The 17,286-nt window shown below is 67.0% G+C and carries 15 protein-coding genes; 6 read left to right on the top strand and 9 right to left on the bottom strand.

From position 1 onward, the window contains the following. Positions 1 to 48 precede the first annotated feature (48 nt). Positions 49 to 1,281, top strand: coding sequence for a cytochrome P450 (locus QRN63_RS01610; RefSeq protein ID WP_267318624.1), 1,233 nt, complete (start codon positions 49 to 51; stop codon positions 1,279 to 1,281). 97 nt (positions 1,282 to 1,378) lie between these two features. After that, positions 1,379 to 1,927, top strand: a complete 549-nt coding sequence (locus QRN63_RS01605; protein WP_285028944.1) for an NADPH-dependent FMN reductase — start codon at positions 1,379 to 1,381, stop codon at positions 1,925 to 1,927. Between the two features lie 13 nt (positions 1,928 to 1,940). Here the strand turns inward: QRN63_RS01605 and QRN63_RS01600 are convergent, their stop codons facing one another. Further along, on the bottom strand, positions 1,941 to 4,850 hold the full coding sequence (locus QRN63_RS01600; protein ID WP_285028943.1) for an MMPL/RND family transporter: 2,910 nt from the start codon (positions 4,848 to 4,850) through the stop codon (positions 1,941 to 1,943). A gap of 135 nt (positions 4,851 to 4,985) precedes the next feature. On the opposite strand from QRN63_RS01600, the gene QRN63_RS01595 reads away from it, so the two are divergent. Both QRN63_RS01595 and QRN63_RS01590 read left to right on the top strand, forming a co-directional pair. After that, on the top strand, positions 4,986 to 6,209 hold the full coding sequence (locus tag QRN63_RS01595) for a sensor histidine kinase (RefSeq protein WP_285028942.1): 1,224 nt from the start codon (positions 4,986 to 4,988) through the stop codon (positions 6,207 to 6,209). Continuing rightward, positions 6,202 to 6,879 carry a response regulator gene (locus tag QRN63_RS01590; protein WP_285028941.1) on the top strand — a complete coding sequence of 226 codons (678 nt, stop codon included), beginning with the start codon at positions 6,202 to 6,204 and terminating at the stop codon, positions 6,877 to 6,879. Before QRN63_RS01595 ends, QRN63_RS01590 begins: the two co-directional genes overlap by 8 nt. A gap of 13 nt (positions 6,880 to 6,892) precedes the next feature. Here QRN63_RS01590 and QRN63_RS01585 read toward each other — a convergent pair whose 3' ends face one another. Next, positions 6,893 to 7,744, bottom strand: a complete 852-nt coding sequence (locus QRN63_RS01585; protein ID WP_285028940.1) for an SDR family oxidoreductase — start codon at positions 7,742 to 7,744, stop codon at positions 6,893 to 6,895. Between the two features lie 269 nt (positions 7,745 to 8,013). Between QRN63_RS01585 and QRN63_RS01580 the strand changes: the two genes are divergently transcribed. Beyond that, positions 8,014 to 8,178: a hypothetical protein gene (locus QRN63_RS01580; protein WP_090562895.1), complete on the top strand. Its 165-nt coding sequence runs from the start codon at positions 8,014 to 8,016 to the stop codon at positions 8,176 to 8,178. A 104-nt stretch (positions 8,179 to 8,282) separates the two neighbouring features. Further along, positions 8,283 to 9,680: an alpha,alpha-trehalose-phosphate synthase (UDP-forming) gene (locus tag QRN63_RS01575; protein ID WP_267319013.1), complete on the top strand. Its 1,398-nt coding sequence runs from the start codon at positions 8,283 to 8,285 to the stop codon at positions 9,678 to 9,680. A gap of 56 nt (positions 9,681 to 9,736) precedes the next feature. Here QRN63_RS01575 and QRN63_RS01570 read toward each other — a convergent pair whose 3' ends face one another. Genes QRN63_RS01570 through QRN63_RS01540 form a run of 7 tightly spaced genes read right to left on the bottom strand, consistent with a single transcriptional unit; the run spans position 9,737 to position 17,274 of the window. After that, complete coding sequence (locus tag QRN63_RS01570; protein WP_285028939.1) at positions 9,737 to 10,222, bottom strand: Rv1363c family protein; 486 nt, start codon at positions 10,220 to 10,222, stop codon at positions 9,737 to 9,739. Beyond that, positions 10,222 to 10,947, bottom strand: a complete 726-nt coding sequence (locus tag QRN63_RS01565; RefSeq protein WP_267318617.1) for an Rv1363c family protein — start codon at positions 10,945 to 10,947, stop codon at positions 10,222 to 10,224. The genes QRN63_RS01570 and QRN63_RS01565 overlap by 1 nt, the downstream gene beginning before the upstream one ends. After that, positions 10,947 to 12,602: an MCE family protein gene (locus QRN63_RS01560; RefSeq protein ID WP_267319012.1), complete on the bottom strand. Its 1,656-nt coding sequence runs from the start codon at positions 12,600 to 12,602 to the stop codon at positions 10,947 to 10,949. Before QRN63_RS01560 ends, QRN63_RS01565 begins: the two co-directional genes overlap by 1 nt. 2 nt (positions 12,603 to 12,604) lie before the next feature. Then, complete coding sequence (locus tag QRN63_RS01555) at positions 12,605 to 13,774, bottom strand: MCE family protein (RefSeq protein WP_285028938.1); 1,170 nt, start codon at positions 13,772 to 13,774, stop codon at positions 12,605 to 12,607. Continuing rightward, positions 13,774 to 15,192 (bottom strand): MCE family protein, encoded by a 1,419-nt coding sequence (locus tag QRN63_RS01550; RefSeq protein WP_285028937.1) that lies wholly within the window; start codon positions 15,190 to 15,192, stop codon positions 13,774 to 13,776. Before QRN63_RS01550 ends, QRN63_RS01555 begins: the two co-directional genes overlap by 1 nt. After that, on the bottom strand, positions 15,192 to 16,247 hold the full coding sequence (locus tag QRN63_RS01545; protein WP_267318615.1) for an MCE family protein: 1,056 nt from the start codon (positions 16,245 to 16,247) through the stop codon (positions 15,192 to 15,194). The genes QRN63_RS01550 and QRN63_RS01545 overlap by 1 nt, the downstream gene beginning before the upstream one ends. Continuing rightward, positions 16,240 to 17,274, bottom strand: coding sequence for an MCE family protein (locus QRN63_RS01540; protein WP_285028936.1), 1,035 nt, complete (start codon positions 17,272 to 17,274; stop codon positions 16,240 to 16,242). Before QRN63_RS01540 ends, QRN63_RS01545 begins: the two co-directional genes overlap by 8 nt. Between the last annotated feature and the right edge of the window lie 12 nt (positions 17,275 to 17,286).

Genomic DNA, 17,286 nt, shown 5'->3' with positions numbered 1-17,286 from the left:
GCCGCCCCGGCCCGATAGTGACTTCTATCGGAACCGAGGGAGACATCGATGACCATCGCCGCCGGCAACCCCGTCAACGTCCTGGACGCGAGCCTGCCCGTCATCGACTACGAAGTCGTCGACGACCCGGCGACAGCGCACCGGATGATCAAGGAGGTCCGGCGGCAGTCGCCCGTGGTGATCGGCCCGCACGCACCGGAGGTACTCAGCTACGAATTGGTCCGTACGGTCCTGCGCGACTCCCGCTTTCATCAGCCCGGCGTGCGCGGACTGGTGCCACGAGGTGTCACCGCAGGTCCGTTGTGGGATCGCATCGGTAGCGCGCTGCTCAGTCTCGACGGCGACGAGCACACTCGGCTGCGGAAGCTGGTGTGCAAGGCGTTCACCGGCAGGGCCGTCGGCCGGCTCGATCCGCTGATCGACTCGATCCTGGCCGAGTTGATCGATCCCGTTGCCGCCGTGGGACATTGCGACATCGTCGCCGACGTCGCCCAGCCCTATCCGATCCCGGTGATCTGTGCACTGTTCGGTGCACCACGCACCGACTGGCGGATGATCTCGGATTGGACCGACGACATCTTCAAGATGTTCTGGTGGGATGTGGCCGCCCACGAATCCGAAATCCTCACGGCCTGGCAGAAATTCGACGACTACATCGACGCGATGATCACCGAGCGCCGCACCACTCTGACCGACGATCTGCTGTCAGCCCTCATCCGGGCGGAGGACGACGGCGACCGGCTCAGCCATTCCGAAGTACTCATGCTGTCCATGGGGATCCTTGCGGCCGGCACTGACACCACGCGCAATCAGTTGGCCGCTGCGGTGGACACCTTCTGCGATCACCCGGACCAGTGGGCGCACCTGGCAGCACATCCCGAGCTGGTGCCGCAGGCGGTCGACGAGGTGATGCGCTTCGCGCCGATCGTCCTCAACGTGCCACGGTATGTCACCGAAGACGTGGAACTGTCGGGGTACTTCTTTCCGCGGGACTCGCTCGTCATCGCCAATACCGCAGCGGCGAACCGGGATCCGCAGGTGTACGACGATCCCGACCGGTTCGACATCAGCCGGCATGATGCCGCGCCGATGCTCACGTTCGGCGGCGGTGTGCACTACTGCCTCGGCTCGCATCTCGCGCGCCTGGAACTGGTCCGCGCGCTCACGGTGCTGACGCAGCGGATGCCGAACATCCGCCGCACGGGCCCGGCGCCATGGAAACCGCTGATGGCGGTCAGTGGGCCGCAGACGCTGCCGGTGGAGTTCGACGCCGGGCACTGATCATGTGAGTGGTTGCGATTCTTCCGCGCGGGCACACCGAGTTCGGCAGGCTGTCAGGAGCCGCCATCGGGGTCACGACGCAGAAGAGGAGCACTTCATGAGGATCGGCATCATCGTGGGATCGATTCGAGATGGGCGCGCCGGCGCCGGCGTCGGCGCCTGGGTGGCCGAACAGGCGGCCGGGCGCGACGACGCCCAGTTCGAACTCATCGACCTGAAAACCTTCGACGTGCCGCTGCTCACCTCGGCCACGGTCCCCGCCGCGGCCAAAAAACAGTACGAATCGGAGAACGTGCAGCGATGGAGCGCGGCGATCGACGCCTGCGACGGCTTCATCTTCGTCACCCCCGAGTACAACCACGGCGTCCCGGGTGCCTTCAAGAACGCCGTCGACTCCCTCGGTTCTGAATGGTTCGGCAAGACAGTGGGTTTCGTGTCCTACGGCGCCGACGGCGGGGTGCGCGCCGTGGAGCAGTGGCGACAGATCGTCGCCAACTTCCAGATGCTCGACGTCCGCGCCCAGGTGTCGTTGTCCCTGTTCACCGAGTTCGGCGCCGACGGCTTCACCCCACTGGACCGGCGCCCCGGCGAATTGGCAGGGCTGTTGGACCAACTGATCACGTTGACGGCGAAGGTGAGCAGCTGACCGCGGGTTGAGGTCACCCCGCGGCGCCCCGCAGCGCATCTCGGCCCGGCGTCGTACCGGCGATCAACGGCAGGTCCCGCCGAGGCCGCGCCGGCCGACGCGTGAACGTCCGGGACAGCACACCGCGCACGAGCGGCACCGGCGACCACCAGAACCACCGGCCGAGCAGCCCGGCGATGCCCGGCACCACGAAGGTGCGCACGATCAGGGTGTCGATCAGCAGGCCGACGCCGATCGTGGTGCCGACCTGCTCGATGCTCAGCACGTCACTCGACAGCATCGCGAACATGGTGATGCCGAAGACGAGCCCGGCCGTGGTCACCACGCCGCCGGTACCGCCGAACGTCCGGATCATCCCCGTCCTCAGGCCGCCCGAAATCTCTTCCCGCAGCCGCATGGTCAGCAGCAGGTTGTAGTCCGCGCCGACGGCCACCAATGCGATCAACGCGATCGACGGCACCGCCCAGTGCAGCTCCTTGCCCAAGAGCGCCTGCCAGATGAACGCACTGACGCCGACCGCAGAAACGTAGGACACCACGACAGTGCCGATCACCACCGCGGCCGCCACCGGGCTGCGGAGCATGATGAGGATGATCAGGAACACGAGCGCCAACGCGACACCCGCGAGCAACAGGAAGTCGTCCGACACATAGCCCCGAAGCTCCGCGGTGCCGGTGCCGAAACCGGTGACGTAGACACTGTTTCGGACCAGCGTGCCCTCTTTCGTGGACTCCCGGACCGCGGCCAGAATCTCGGGCGACCGCAGCGCCCCGTCCGTGCCGAACACCTTGCCGTCGCCGTAGACGAGCAGCCGCGTCGAGCGGCCGTCGGGCGCGAAGTACAACCCGGCCGCGCGCTGAAAGCGCGGGTCCTGCCAAGCGCGCTGCGGCAGATAGAAGCCGCCCTCGCTACTGTCCTGGAAGTCCGCCCGCACACCGCGCAGATAGTCCGTCAGCCCGGAGAACATCCCGCGCGTCTCGCCGACGGTCTTGGTCAATTGTGCTGTCACCGAACCGAGTTGGTCGACGGCGGCCCGCATCGAGCGCACCGACGCCTGCGCGCCGGTGAGCGACCTGGCCATGTCGGTGGTTCCGGCGCCGAACTGCCGGGTGCTGTCGGTCAGCGTGCCGGTGGCCGCCACCACGGAATCCATGGGCTCGACGACCTTGAGCACCAGTGAACAGATGGCGTCGCCCGCGCAGTTCGGGTTCGCGGTGGTGAAGCCGCGCAACGGATCCATGTACTGCGACACCGACGTGACGTTGTCCCGCAACTGCTGCATACCGCCGTGCATGGCGTCGATCCCCGAGCCGAGCTGCCCGAGGCCACGGACACTGCCACCCAGCCCGTTCTGCAATTGCGTTATCGCCGAGGAGAATTGGTCCAATGTCGCGGACAGCTGGTTGACCGCGCCGAGCCGCTTGCTCAGCTGGGCCACCCCGTCGTCGAGCTGGTCGGCGACGGTACCGGCCTGATCGGTCAGTGCCGCCTGCTCGGGCAGCGAGCCCGCCGGCCGCGACGCCGACTGCACCATGCGAATCCCGGGAATCTCCATGATCTTCCGGGCCACCCGTTCGACCGCGATGACGCCCGCCGGGTTGCGCAGGTCGTGATCGGTCTCGATGGAGACGATCTCGGGGAGCAACCGGTTGGCTGGGAAGTGCCGGTCCATGGCCTGGTAGCCCCGGTTGGCGGGCGTGGAATCGGGTTGTGCGGCAAGCTCATCGAAGCCCAGGCGGATGCCGGCCACCGGGAGTGCGCAGACGAGGAGTACCACCGACGAGGCCACCAGTACCGGACCCGGCCATCGGGCGACGACAGTGCCGACACGGCGCCAGCTCCGGCCCGGCACCTTCACCGCGGCGCGACGGCGCGGCTGCGCCAGACCATGCCGGCCGGCCAGCCCGATGAACGCCGGCAACAACGTCAGCGACGCGACCATCCCGGTGAGAATGCCTATCGCACAGGGCAATCCGGCACTACGCAGCATGCCGACCTGAGCGAACAGCAGGCACGACAGCGCCGCCGCGATGGTCAGTCCCGACGCGGCGATCACCGGTGCGACGCTTCGGTTCGCGATGGCCAGCGCGTCCTGGTGATCGACACCGGCGCGCCGCTGTTCGTGGTAGCGGCCCAGCAGGAAGATGCCGTAATCCGTTGCCGCCCCGAGCACCATCGCCGCCAGCAGGGACACCGAGAAGATCGACACCTCGATCAGGTCCCGCTCCCCCAGGAACGCCACGACGCCCCGCGCGACCCCGAGGCCCAGACCGACCGTCAGCAGCGGAATCGCCGCCGTGATCACCGACCGGTACACGACGAACAGCAACACCGCGATCAACACCACGGTGACCCCGGTGATCATCAGCATCTGCCTGTCGATGGCGCTCAGCTCGTCGGCGATGGTGGCGCCAGGGCCGGTGACGTAGGCGTGCAGGCCTTGTGGTGCGGGTGCGGCCGCGACGATCCGCCGCACCGCATCCAACGCGGCGTTCGCCTTGGCGGCGCCGAGCTCGCCGCGAATCCGCAGCATCGTGTAGACGGCCTTGCCGTCGGTGCTCTGCGCGCCGGCCGCCGTCACCGGGTCGGACCACAGGTCCATCACCGAGTCCATGTCCTCGGTGTCGGCGCGCAACATGCTCAGCAGGCGGGCGTAGTAGGCCCGCTCCGGCGCACCGAGCGGGTGATCGCCCTCCAGCACCAGGTAATTGAGGTTGCCGCCGGAGCCGTCATGGAACTGCCGGTTCATCTGGACACCGGCGAGGTTGACCGGGGCGTCCGCGGGCAGGAACCCCCGCGCGTGGTTGTGCGCGGTGGTTTCCACCTGCGGCACAAGGAGATTGCCCGCCGCCGCGGCCAGCACCCACAACCCGATTATCAGGACCGCGAAGCGGCTGCAGAATCTTGCGATGACGTCCCACATGGACTCCGAAACTACGAGCGACGACAGTCCGGAAGCGTCGTGCTGCAGGCGAGACCGGGCCTCCTACCGTGGTAGGAGGCCCGAGCCGTCCCGCGAATGATGTGTAAATCCCGGCACCGGCTCTACGCTGGCGGTATGGCCTGGCTGCGCGACTTTGCGATGCGTCGACGCGGCTTGATGAATTACCAGTTCCCGTTCACTGTGCCGATCGTCATGTACAGCGGTTCACTTCTGGTCGCCGGGACCGCCGCGGTGCAACGTGATTTCAGCCGGCCGTGGCTGCTCGTGATCGCCCTTGCGCTGGTGTTCGCCCCGATCGTCGCGTTCATCGCGTTCGGTCACAAGCCGGCGACGTTGACCACGGCGGCTTCGGTGCTGGCCGGCGTGGCCCTGCTCCTGCTGTGCTGGCCACCGGTCTTCCTCGACGCCGCGCCGTTCCTGCTGATGTTCATGCTGGGAGAAGTGTTCGCGCTGGGTTCGGTGCGGCACGGGCTGGTGGCCGCGACGGGATGCGCCCTGCTGTTGATCGGGGCCTCGCGCACCGGGCACCTCACCACGTTCGTGCCCTACCTGCTGTTCTTCCTGGCCATCGCCGCGATGATCGGCCACATCTTGCAATTGCAGCAGCGCCTGGTCATCGAGGAACGCGCGCGCCAGGCCGCCCGCTCCGAACAGGCCGCCTCCGACGAACGCCGGCGGATCGCCCGCGAAGTCCACGACGTGATCGCGCATTCGCTGTCGGTGACGATGTTGCACCTGACCGGCGCGCGGCGGGCGCTGCAGGAGGACAGCGACATCGATGAGGCGGTGGACGGTCTGCTCGACGCCGAGCGCCTCGGCCGGCAGGCCATGTCCGACATCCGGCAGACGGTCGGCCTGCTCGGCGCACAGGAGGCCAGGCCGCTCCGTCTGACTCCCGAGCCCGGGCTGGCCGACATCCCGGACCTCGTCGGAAGCTTCGCCTCGGCGGGCCTGCGGGTGGACTCGCGCCTCGAGGCCGACGCCGCGGACCTCACCCCGGGAGTCGGGCTCGCGTTGTTCCGGGTGACGCAGGAGTCGTTGGCCAACATCGCCAAACACGCACCGACATCCGCCGTCCAGATGCGCTTGCGCCTCAACCAGGGTGTCGCCGATCTGTCGGTGCGCAACTCTCTGCCCGGTCCAGTGACCCCGGCGAAGCAGGGCGCAGGCCTGCCCGGCATGAGGCAGCGCATCGAAGCCCTCGGCGGGGAGTTCGAAGCCGGACCGGGGCCGGACGGCTGGACGGTGCAGGCCCGCATTCCGGTCGCGACGGCGGTGACGGGGCACTGCGCCATGCACCGAATCCTGATGCCACGCAACGGAACCCACAATGTCTGACGGCACCATCCCCAAAGACGGCGCGACCGTCGACGTCCTGCTGGTCGATGATCAGGAACTCGTCCGCTCGGGCCTGCGCCGGATTTTGCGCCGCAAGGATGGCTTCTCGATCGTCGGCGAATGCGCCGACGGCGACGAGGTGCCGCGGGAAGTGCTCCGCTGCGGTCCCGACGTGGTGGTGATGGACCTGCGGATGAAGCGCGTCAGCGGCGTCGACGCGATCCGCGCCCTGCGCGCCGGTGGCGGTCCACCGGCCTTGGCGCTCACCACTTTTGATGACGACGACTTGTTGTCCGCGGCGCTGCGTGCCGGAGCGTCGGGCTTCGTCCTCAAGGACTCACCGGCCGAGGAACTGATCCGGGCGGTGCACGCCGTCGCGCGCGGTGAGGCGTACCTGGACCCGGCCGTCACCGCGCGCGTGCTGAGCGGCTACCGGCGCGCGCCCGGCGCGCCGTCCGACGACGTCGCCGACCGGTTGACGGCGCGCGAGCTCGACGTGCTGCAGTTGATCGGCTCGGGCGCGACCAACGCCGAGATCGCCGGGCGGCTGGTCATCTCGGAGGTGACGGTGAAGAGCCACATCGGGCGCATCTTCACCAAGCTCGACCTCCGCGATCGCGCGGCCGCGATCGTCTACGCCTACGACCACGGCGTGGTCGCGCCGAAATAGCCGATGCACCCGCTCAGTCGGCGAAAACCCCGCGCATGGCGTCGGCGCCGAACATCGGCTCCATCATGGCCGAGAAGTCCGGACCGCGGCGCAGCTTCTGACCGCCGTCGACGTTGATCAGCTGGCCGGTGATCCACTGCGACGCGTCACTGAGCAGGAACAGCGCCAGGTTGGCGACGTCCTCGACCTCGCCGGCCCGGGGCAGCGGCGTGCACTGCTTGTAATCCTCACGCAGCGGCTCGAATTCGAAGATGCTGGCCGCCACCAGATCGGTGCGGATCAGGCCGGGCCGGATGCTGTTGGCGCGCACCCAGGAGGCACCGAGTTCGTCGGCTGCCAGCTGGACCAGGTGATCCAGCGCGGACTTGGTGACGCCGTAGGGCCCGAACCAGCGGTGCGTGTTGCTCGCCGCGATGGACGAGATGCCGACGAACGATCCGCCGCCACCGCGCACCATTTCCCGCGCGGTGTGCTTGACGACGTACATGCTGCCGTTGACGTTCAGGTCGACGGTCTGGCGCCACATCTCCGAATCCAGGTGGGTGACAGGTCCGACGGTCAGCGAGCCACCGGCACAGTGCACGGCGCCGGAGAGCTTGCCGTTCCATGCGGCCGCGGCCACGACGGCGCCGGCGACGTCGTCCTCGTTGGTGACGTCGGCGGTCTGGAAACGGATGGCACCCGGCCCCCCAGCGGCGGAAATCTCGTCGGCCGCGGACTGCAACGTGGCCTCGGTACGGCCGACGATGAGCGCGTTGCCGCCCGCGGCCACGACTCCTGCTGCGATGGCCTTACCGATGCCGCTGCCACCGCCGGTGATCAACACCGTCCGGTCCGTCAGCCAACCCTGGACTGAAAATTGCACCGACGTACTCCTCTGGACAAATCGACGGGGACACGTCCTGTATACACTTTTCAAAAGTTGTACACAATGCTGGTAGGGCGGCGAATTCGCCCGCTCGGTGCACAGCACCTGGGCGTACGCTGAAATTTCCCCGACGAAAGCGGTGACGCCATGAGCAAGCGGCGCCCAGCCAGCTCGGCCAGGTCGACGGCATTCCCTGCGCCGGGCGAAGCACACCCGCACGCGTCGGTGAGTTCCAGCCCGTAACAACAGTCGCCTAAGGTTGTGTAATGCCTGCAAAAACTGATCCCGCAGATATCGGCGACGTGGAGCCCCTGGCCGACAGCACCGCCCGTCAGGCCCGCCGCGTCGTAGCCGCGTACGCCAACGACGCCGACGAATGTCGCATGTTCCTGTCGATGCTGGGTATCGGGCCCACGAAGCTCGACGCGTGACGGCCCGCGGAGGCAACGACGCTTCTGCGGCGTCCACCGCGAGTCCCAAAACCTCCAAGGGCGGAAAGTCCGCCGCGAAGCCCGTCGGCAACTCCGACTTCGTCGTGGTCGCCAACCGGCTGCCCGTCGACATGGAACGTCTGCCCGACGGTTCGGTCACCTTCAAACGCAGCCCCGGCGGGCTCGTCACCGCACTGGAGCCGCTGCTGCGCAAGCAGCGCGGCGCCTGGATCGGCTGGCCCGGCGTCGCCGACAGTGACGAAGACCCGATCGTCCAGGACGAGTTCACGATGTGTCCGGTCAGCATGTCGGCCGACGACATCGCCGATTACTACGAGGGCTTCTCGAACGCGACGCTGTGGCCGCTGTACCACGACGTCATCGTCAAGCCCATCTACCACCGGCACTGGTGGGACGCCTACGTCGCGGTCAACCGCCGCTTCGCCGAGGCCGCGGCCCGCACCGCAGCCAAGGGCGCGACCGTCTGGGTGCAGGACTATCAGCTGCAGCTGGTCCCCAAGATGCTGCGGGCGCTGCGTCCCGATCTGACCATCGGGTTCTTCCTGCACATCCCGTTCCCGCCCGTCGAGCTGTTCATGCAGATGCCGTGGCGCACCGAGATCATCGAGGGCCTGCTCGGCGCCGACCTGGTGGGCTTCCACCTGCCCGGTGGTGCACAGAACTTCCTGGTGCTGGCCCGCCGGCTGCTCGACGCCAACACCACCCGCCACACCATCGGCGTCCGGTCCCGGTTCGGCGAGGTGAACCATGACGATCGCACCGTCAGGGTCGGCGCGTTCCCCATCTCGATCGACTCCGCAGCGATGGACGCCCAGGCCCGCAGTCGCACCATCCGGCAGCGAGCCCGTCAGATCCGCGATGAGCTGGGCAACCCGCGCAAGATCATGCTGGGCGTGGACCGGCTGGACTACACCAAGGGCATCGACGTACGGCTGCGCGCGTTCTCCGAACTGCTCGCCGAAGGCCGGGCCAACCGGCACGACACCGTGCTGGTCCAGCTGGCCACCCCGAGCCGCGAACGCGTGGACAGCTACAAGGTCATGCGGGAGGACATCGAGCGCCAGGTCGGGCACATCAACGGCGAGTACAGCGAGGTCGGTCACGCGGTGGTGCACTACATGCACCGGGCGATCGGCCGTGAAGAACTCATCGCGTTCTTCGTCGCCGCCGACGTCATGCTGGTGACGCCGCTACGTGACGGCATGAACCTGGTGGCCAAGGAGTACGTGGCGTGCCGCAGCGACCTCGGCGGCGCGCTCGTACTCAGCGAATTCACCGGCGCCGCAGAGGAATTGCGCCAGGCATACCTGACCAACCCCCACCACCTGGACGGGGTCAAGGACGCGATAGCCGACGCCCTCACGCAGTCCCCCGAAGAGGGCCGCCGCCGGATGCGTGCGCTGCGTCGTCAGGTGCTGGCCCACGACGTCGACCGCTGGGCCCGGGCGTTCCTCGACGCCCTGGCGCACACCCGCGACTGACCGACCCAGAATTCAGGCCCCGGAGCAACCGCTCCGGGGCCTGAATCGTGTTCGATCTAGACCTTCGCCATCTCGTCGATCAACCACTTGCCGTTGATCTTGCGGTAGTCGACCCGCAGCCGGCTGCCCTCGTAGTTGGGTTGCTTGCGTTCGTCGGTGACGACCCGGTTGACGAACACCAGCACCGAGCCCGAATCGCGGTGCGACGACATCATGCCCGCGCCAACGACATTCACCTGACTGACGAGCTTGCGCTTGGCCGCTTCGCTGAAGATGTTGTTCGCAGCGGTCAGTTCCTCGTACCGCTTGCGGAACTCCGGCGTCATCAGGGTCAGCGCCTTGGTCGTGGCTTCCTGGATATGGGAGTACTCATAGCCGAGGATCTGCGGGATCTGCACCTTGGCCAGGTCCGGCAGCTCGGCAGCGGTCTCCTGCTCACCGGTGAGCTGAACATGGTTCCAGAACGTCGCGCCGCCGACCGCACCGAGCGCCACCACGGCAACCGCCAACAGGGCGCCGAGCGCTACCAGCAACCGCTTCATCAGTTGCCTCCGTCCGGGTACTTGATGTCATAGGCCGCCATGTGACCGCTGTCGTCCTCGCGGATGAACACGCGCTGCCGGTAGGGCGACGACGGCTGCGGTACCCCGTTGAGGTCACTCAGGGTCACGCGGACCGTCACCAGCACCTTCGCGATGTTGGAGGTGTTGTCGACGCTCTCCAGCGCCGCCGCGGTGATGACGGCCTCCGAGTTGGCCTGCGTCTGCTTGAACAGATATTTCAGGTTCTCGGCGTTGTTGCTCTGGTTCATCATGTCGCGCAGCGGGCCGGGGCCGATGCCGTTGACGAATCGGTTCACGCTCTCGTCGACGGTGTTCTGCGTGTAACTGAACATGTTGACCACGGTCTGCTTCGCGGTGTCCACGAACCGCTGATCACGGTCCTGCGTCGCCTCGATCTGCCCGTTGCCGTGCCAGAGGAACCAGGTGCCGCCGGCCAGGGCCGCCACAAGCACGGCGACGACTGCCAGGCCGATCGTCATGACCAGCGACCGGTGCGGTTGCCGCCGCAGCGCCCGGACCGCGGGCCGTGCCTTGGTGGTCGCCGATTCGGTTGCTGATGTCCTGCTCGTGGTCGACGGAATCGCCACGTCGAGCACTGTTGCCTCTGCTGAACCGGCGGTGCCGGCGGGCCGTGAGGCCCGCCGACGCACGCGGGTTACCGGCGGCTCCGACGTCTTGTCCGTCGCAGCCGGTTCGTCACTCATCAAACCTGCCTTGGATCCTTCATCAGGTCGACCCAGGACTCGCCTGTGTCGCCGTTACTCGAGCCGGCGTTGAACACTCCCGTACCGCCGGCAGGGTCAACGAAGACCCCGGTATTCGCATCGTACGTCGTACTCTGCGGCCCCTTCGGCCCGCTTGCCTGCGGCTGGCCCTCGGGGCCGGGCGCCGGCGGGTTGTTGATCGCGTACGGCGGAGTCACCTGATCCGGCGGCGCGAAGAACGGCCAGGGCAGGGGCTGCGGACCCGGATCGCTCGGCGGATACGGCAGCGGGAACGGCGCGTTGGGCGCAGGTCCCGGCCCAGCGGGCACGCCCGGCGGCAACTGCACCGACGGTGGGCCCGGGTCGTAGTCGGCTCCCGGCGGGATGTTCGGGAACCGGTTCGGCGGCGTGATGTTCCGCGGGTCGGTGACCGGGACGTCGTACGGCACCGGCGGGCCACGCCACGGGTTGCTGCCGATCGGCACGTAACCACGCGGGTCGCGGCAGAGCTGGACCGTGGGGGCACGCTTGCCCGGGTACTCCATGCACGGGTAGTTGCGGGCACCGCGGACGGTGCTCGGATCGTTCTGCGCCGTCTTGCAGTACAGATCCTTCGGCAGTTCGCGCAGGGTGGTGTCGGCCGGCGTCCGGATCTCCGGGGCCGGAACGAAGCCCGTCATGCACGGCGGCTGGCCGAGGCTGATCTTGAAGTCCAGCTTGCCGCCCTCGTCGATGGGCAACTGGCCGGCGTCCGTCAGCAGTGCCGCGATCAGCGCCGGGAAGATCACCAGGGCCTGCTCGATCGACTTGTGATAGATCACGCCGATCCGGCCGAAGTTGGCGAGGTTCGCCGCCAGCACCGGGAACGTCGGACGGATGCCGTCGAACGTCTCATTGACGGTGTCGACGGCGCCCGGGACGGTCTTGAGCACCGACCGAATCTGCGGGTCGGCCTGGGCGGCCTCACCGGTCAGCGTCGCGAGGCTGCTCGCCATCGTCTTCAGATCGGCACCGGCGCGGATCTGCGCCTTCAGCAGCGGTCCGGCCTGATCGAGCAGCTTGTTGATCTCGTTGGTGTTCGCGTTGGCCTCGTCCACCAGCAGTCGCGACGACTGGATCATCCGCGACAGTTCCGGGCCCGATCCGTTGAACGCCTTGAACGACTCGCGCAACAGGTCCTGCAAGCGGGTGTTGCTGATGCTGCTGACCAGACTCTGGGCCTGGTTGAGCAGGTCCACGATGTCCTGGCCGACCGCGGTCCGGTCGACGCCGATGGTGGCGCCGTCCTTGAGTGTGTTCTTCGAGGGGTTGGCGGGCGGCACCAGGTCGATGTACTGCTCACCGATCGCGGACACGCTCTTGACCGTGGCGGTGACGTTGTCCGGCACCGAGGTGTCGGTGTTGAGCCGCATCCGGGCCGTCACACCGTTGTCGGTCAGGCCGACGTTCGTCACGCGGCCGACCGTCACGCCGCGGTAGGTGACGTTGGCGTTCTGGTAGATGCCGCCACCGACGACGAACTTGGCGTCGACGTTGTAGACACCGAGACCGAGCGCGGCCGGCAGGTGCAGGTACGACGTCGTGATCAGCGCGAGGCAGATGACGGTGACGACACCGAAGATCGCCAGCTGGAAACGCGCAAGACGGGTCAACAACATTACGGCTTCACCCCTCCATGTTGCGTCGCTGTGCCTGCTGGAATCTGGAACGGATCGGCGGCCTGTCCGGACAGGTTCGCCAGCGCACCCAACAGGAAGTCCGGCGGGTTGACGATCTCGTCCAGGTGCCGCATGTTCGGGTCGAAGGCCCCCGAGGTGGTGAAGACCGTCTCGCCGAGACGGCGCAGCGTCAGATCGAACGTCACGTACACGTTCAAGTAGTCGCCACGCACCGCGTTGCGGAAGTACTTGTTGGAGAACGGGAACGTCGGCAACAGGTCAAGGTCGTGGATGAATTCGTCGGCGTTGTCGTTGAACGCCTTGATCACCGGGAATATGTCCTTGAAGTCCGCCGCGAAGTCATCCTTCGTCGCGGTCATGACCTTCGCGCCCACCACCGCGAGCTTCCGCAGTGCGGTGAACGCATCCACGATGTTCTTGCGGTTGTCGTTGAGGACCTTGATCGCACCCGGCAGCGTGTCCAGCGTGCGGCCCAGGCTGTCCTTGCTCTTCGCCAAGATCGAGGCGAAGCGGTTCAGCCCGTCCATGGCTCCGATGATGTCGGTGGTCTGCTTGTCCAGGGACTGGGTGAGCTCGGCCAGCCGCGGGATGAAGTCGACGAACTGACCGGCCCGCCCGGCGACCGCGGCGTAGGCCTCATCGGTGATGTCCTGCAGCGCACCGAGATTGCCCTTGTTCACCACCAGACCCAGCGACGACAGCACCTCTTCGGTGGTCGGGTAGCGGCCGGTGTGTGCCAGCGGAATCTCCGAGCCCTGCTTGAGCCGGCCTTGTGGGGCCTCCCCGACCGGTTCCGACAGCTGGACATGCTGCGAACCCAGCAGCGAGGTCTGGGCGACCTTCGCTCTGGCGTTCGCCGGCAGCTTCACATCGCCGTTGATCGACAGCTTCGCCGCGGCGTAGAACGTGCCGTCGGGGCGCTGGACCGCATCCAGGCCCGACACGCTGCCGACGGTGACGTCGTGGACCATCACCGGCGAGTTCTGCGGCAACGTCGCGACGTCGGGCAGCTGCACGGTGATGGTGTACGAACCGGCGCCGTGGCCCTGGGTGCCCGGCATGTCCAGCGAGTTCAGGCCGCCGAACTGGCAACCGGCGAGCACCACGGCACTCGATCCGAGTGCCAGGACTTTCACAACCGTCTTCATCAGTTGCCACCTCCGGCTTCAGCGGGCAGCGGTGCGCCCGCCGGAGCTGCGGGCGCCGGGGCGGGCCCGGGCAGCGGGCCCGAACCGTTCAGCGGCGTCGAACCCGGTCCCATCGGCGGCGCGGCCGGCGAAATCTGGCCCGTAACGGCCGGCGGCGGCAGGATCAGGTCGCTGAGCGTCCCATCCGGCTGGACCTTCGGCGGGATGACGCCCGGTGCGGCATTCCACTGCAGGTACGGCACCGGGGTCTGCGCCTTGGCCTCGGTCTGCGGGGTGTCGTAGATGACCTGGCCCTTGTATGCCGTGATGCTGTTGATCGGGTGGAACAGCACCGGCGGGTAGTTCATCGCGATACGACGCAGCACGGGGCCCATACGCTGACGGCAGATCTCCGACCGCTTGTAGTTGTCCGGAGTGGCGCCGACGTCGAAGTTACCGCCGCACAGGAACTGCACCGGGTTGGAGAAGTTCGGCAGCGACAGCAGACCGTCCAGGGAACCCTGCGCCGGGTTGTAGATGTTGTAGAAGTTGGCCAGACCGTTGGGCGTCACGTGCAGAATCTGCTCGATGTTGTCGCTGTTGTCGGTCAGCACCTGGGTGAATTCGGCCAGCTTGCCAACCTGGTCGATCAGGGCCTTGTTGTTGTCCTTCAGCAGGCCTTTGACATCACCGAGCGCCTGGTTGAGGGCACCGAGGGTCTGGTCCAGGCCGGCCGAGCTCTCCGCCAGCACCTGTGAGACCGATGCGACGTGATCGGTGAACTGCACGATCTGTTCGTTGCTGTTCGACAGCGCGTTCACCAGAATCTGCAGGTTCTTGATCGTGCCGAACACGTCCCCGCGCGAATCGCCAAGGCGCCCAGCGGTTTGCGACAGCTCACGCAACGCGCTGCGGAACGAGTCGCCCTTGCCGTCGAGGGTGTCGGCGGCCTGGTTGATGAACGCACCCAGCGGGCCCTGCGGCGCGCCGTCCTGCGGACCGAGCTGCGCGCTGAGCTGGGTCAGCTGCTTCTTGACGTCGTCCCACTCGACCGGAACACCGGTCCGGCTCAGCGGCACCTCGGCGCCGTTGGCCAGCGCCGCACCACCGTTGTAGGCCGGGGTGAACTGCACGAACCGGGCCGCGACCAGGTTCGGCGAGATGATGATCGCCCGCGCGTCGGCCGGGATCTTCACGCCGTCCTGCACGGTCATGGAGACCTTGACCGAATTGGGCTGCGGCTCAACCGAATCGATGGTGCCGACCGGAACCCCGAGCACCCGCACGTCGTCGCCCGCGTACAGGCCGACGGCATTGGTGAAGTAGGCCACCACCTTGTGGCCACCACGCGACGGCCAGAGCAGGTAGGCGCCGGCAGCCACCAGCGCGACTACCAGGGCTACGACCGCAAGGATCGCCCCACGTGACATGTTCTTCATCATGGCGACTTCGGCCTCACGACGATCCGTTCAGAGATGTAGCCCTTCAGCATGTCGCCGAGGCTGGCAGGCAGCTTGCCCGGCTGGAAGTACGTGTCGAGCAGGACTTCCGACATCGTCGCCGGCGGCAGGCCGTACAGGTTGATGTTGAAGCCCGGGCCGTTACCGACCACCTCGCCCAGCGCCGTGGCGTAACCCGGCAACCGCTTGAGCGCCTCACTGATGTGCTCCTTGCGCTTCAGCAATTCGTCCATCACCAGGTTCAGCTGCTTGAGGGCCGGACCGAACTCGCGCTTGTTGTCGGCGACGAACCCGGAAAGCTGTTGCGAGACACCACGGATACCGGAGATCAGCGTGCTCAGGGACTGACGCCGTTCATCCAGTGCGGCGAACAGCTGATTGCCGTCGATCACCAGCTTGTTCACCTGGTCGGCGCGCTGCGCCAAAGTGTCCGACACCTTCTTGGCGTGGCCCAGAAGCTGTTCGAGCGCCTGGTCGCGCTTGTTGAGGCTCCGCGACAGGGAAGCCACACCGTCGAGCGCGCCACGAAGTTGCGGCGTCGCGTCGTGCAACGTGTCGGTCAGCACCTTGAGGGCCTGCTCCATCTGCGGCTTGTCCAGCTCGCTGGTGTTCTGCCCGAGGTCCTGCAGCGCGGTGTTGATCGTGTACGGAGTCGTGGTGCGGCCCAACGGGATAACCGTTGATTCCTTCGTACCCTTCGGGGTCACCCAGAGGGACTTCTGACCCAGCACCGTGTCGGTCTTGATCGACACCAGCGACTGGTCGCCGACCCGGATCTGTCGGTCGACGGTGAAGTTCACCTTCGCCGACGTACCGGCGAGCTCCACGGTGCCGACCTTGCCGACCCTGATGCCCGAGACCCGGACGTCGCTGCCCGGCGTGATGCCGCCGGCGTCGCTGAAGAACGCCGAGTAGTTCTTGCCCTGCGGAAAGAACGGCAGTCCGGTGTACCCGAACGAGATCAGCACGAGGCACGTCACGAGGAAGACGCCGAGTACGCCGGTGCGGACCGGATCCTTTTCCGGCTTAGCCATTTTCGGAGCACCTGCCCTTCGACGGATCCGCAGGACCACCGAACGGCACGATCAGGTCGCTGCCCGCGGGGCCGCTCATCTTGATCTTGACCGAGCAGTAGTAGATGTTGAAGAACGCGCCGTACGCACCCAGGGCGTTGAGCCGCAGGTAGTTCTCCGCGAGGTTCTCGATGACCGGGTTCACTTCAGCTCGGCGCTCATACATGCGCTGCGCGAACGGGCGGGCGTTCTCGATGACGCCCTGCACCGGGCGCCGTGACTTCTGCAGCATCTCGGTCAGGTCGTTCTCGGCCGAGGCCAGCGGGCCGATGGCACCGGCGATCGGGTCCCGTCCCTCGGCCAGGCCGGTGATCAGCTGCTGCAGCTGGTCGATGCTCGTGTTGAACTGCGAGCCCTTGGAATCGACCGTGGCGAGCACCGTGTTGAGGTTGGTGATCGTGTCGCCGATCAGCTGGTCGCGGTCGGCCAGGGTCTGGCTGAACGAACCGGTGTTGGACAGCAGGTCGGAAAGCGCGCCGCCCTGCCCTTGCAGGGCCTCGATCATGGCGGCGGTGATCTCGTTGACCTTCTTGCCGTCCAGACCCTTGACGACCGGGCGCAGACCACCGAGCAGGGCGTCGAGGTCGAGCGCCGGCTGGGTGTTGGCGAGAGCGACAGTGCCGCCGGCGGGCAGCTTGCGCAGCTCGCCCGGACCGGAGGTGATCTCCATGTACCGGTCGCCGACCAGGTTCTGGTAGCGGATGACGGCACGGCTCGAGCTGTACAGCTGGTAGCGATCGTTCAGCGTGAACGTGACGTCGACGGTGTTGTCGTTCTTGAGCTTGACGCTCTTGACCGAACCCACCTGCACGCCCGCGATGCGCACGTCCTCACCGGCCTTGAGCCGGGACGCGTCGGAGAAGGTGGCGTGATAAGTGTTCGTCGAGGCGAACCGGAACTGGCCGAACACGACGACCAGACCGGCGGCGACCAGCAACATCACGACGGTGAAGATCGTGACGTTGATCATCTCGCGTTTGTGTCTCATGGGCGGCCCCAG

The sequence above is a fragment of the Mycolicibacterium sp. lyk4-40-TYG-92 genome (assembly GCF_030209435.1).
GTDB lineage: Bacteria > Actinomycetota > Actinomycetes > Mycobacteriales > Mycobacteriaceae > Mycobacterium.
The sequence above is the reverse complement of the archived record's forward strand: the minus strand, read 5'-3'. Positions and strand labels throughout refer to the sequence as shown.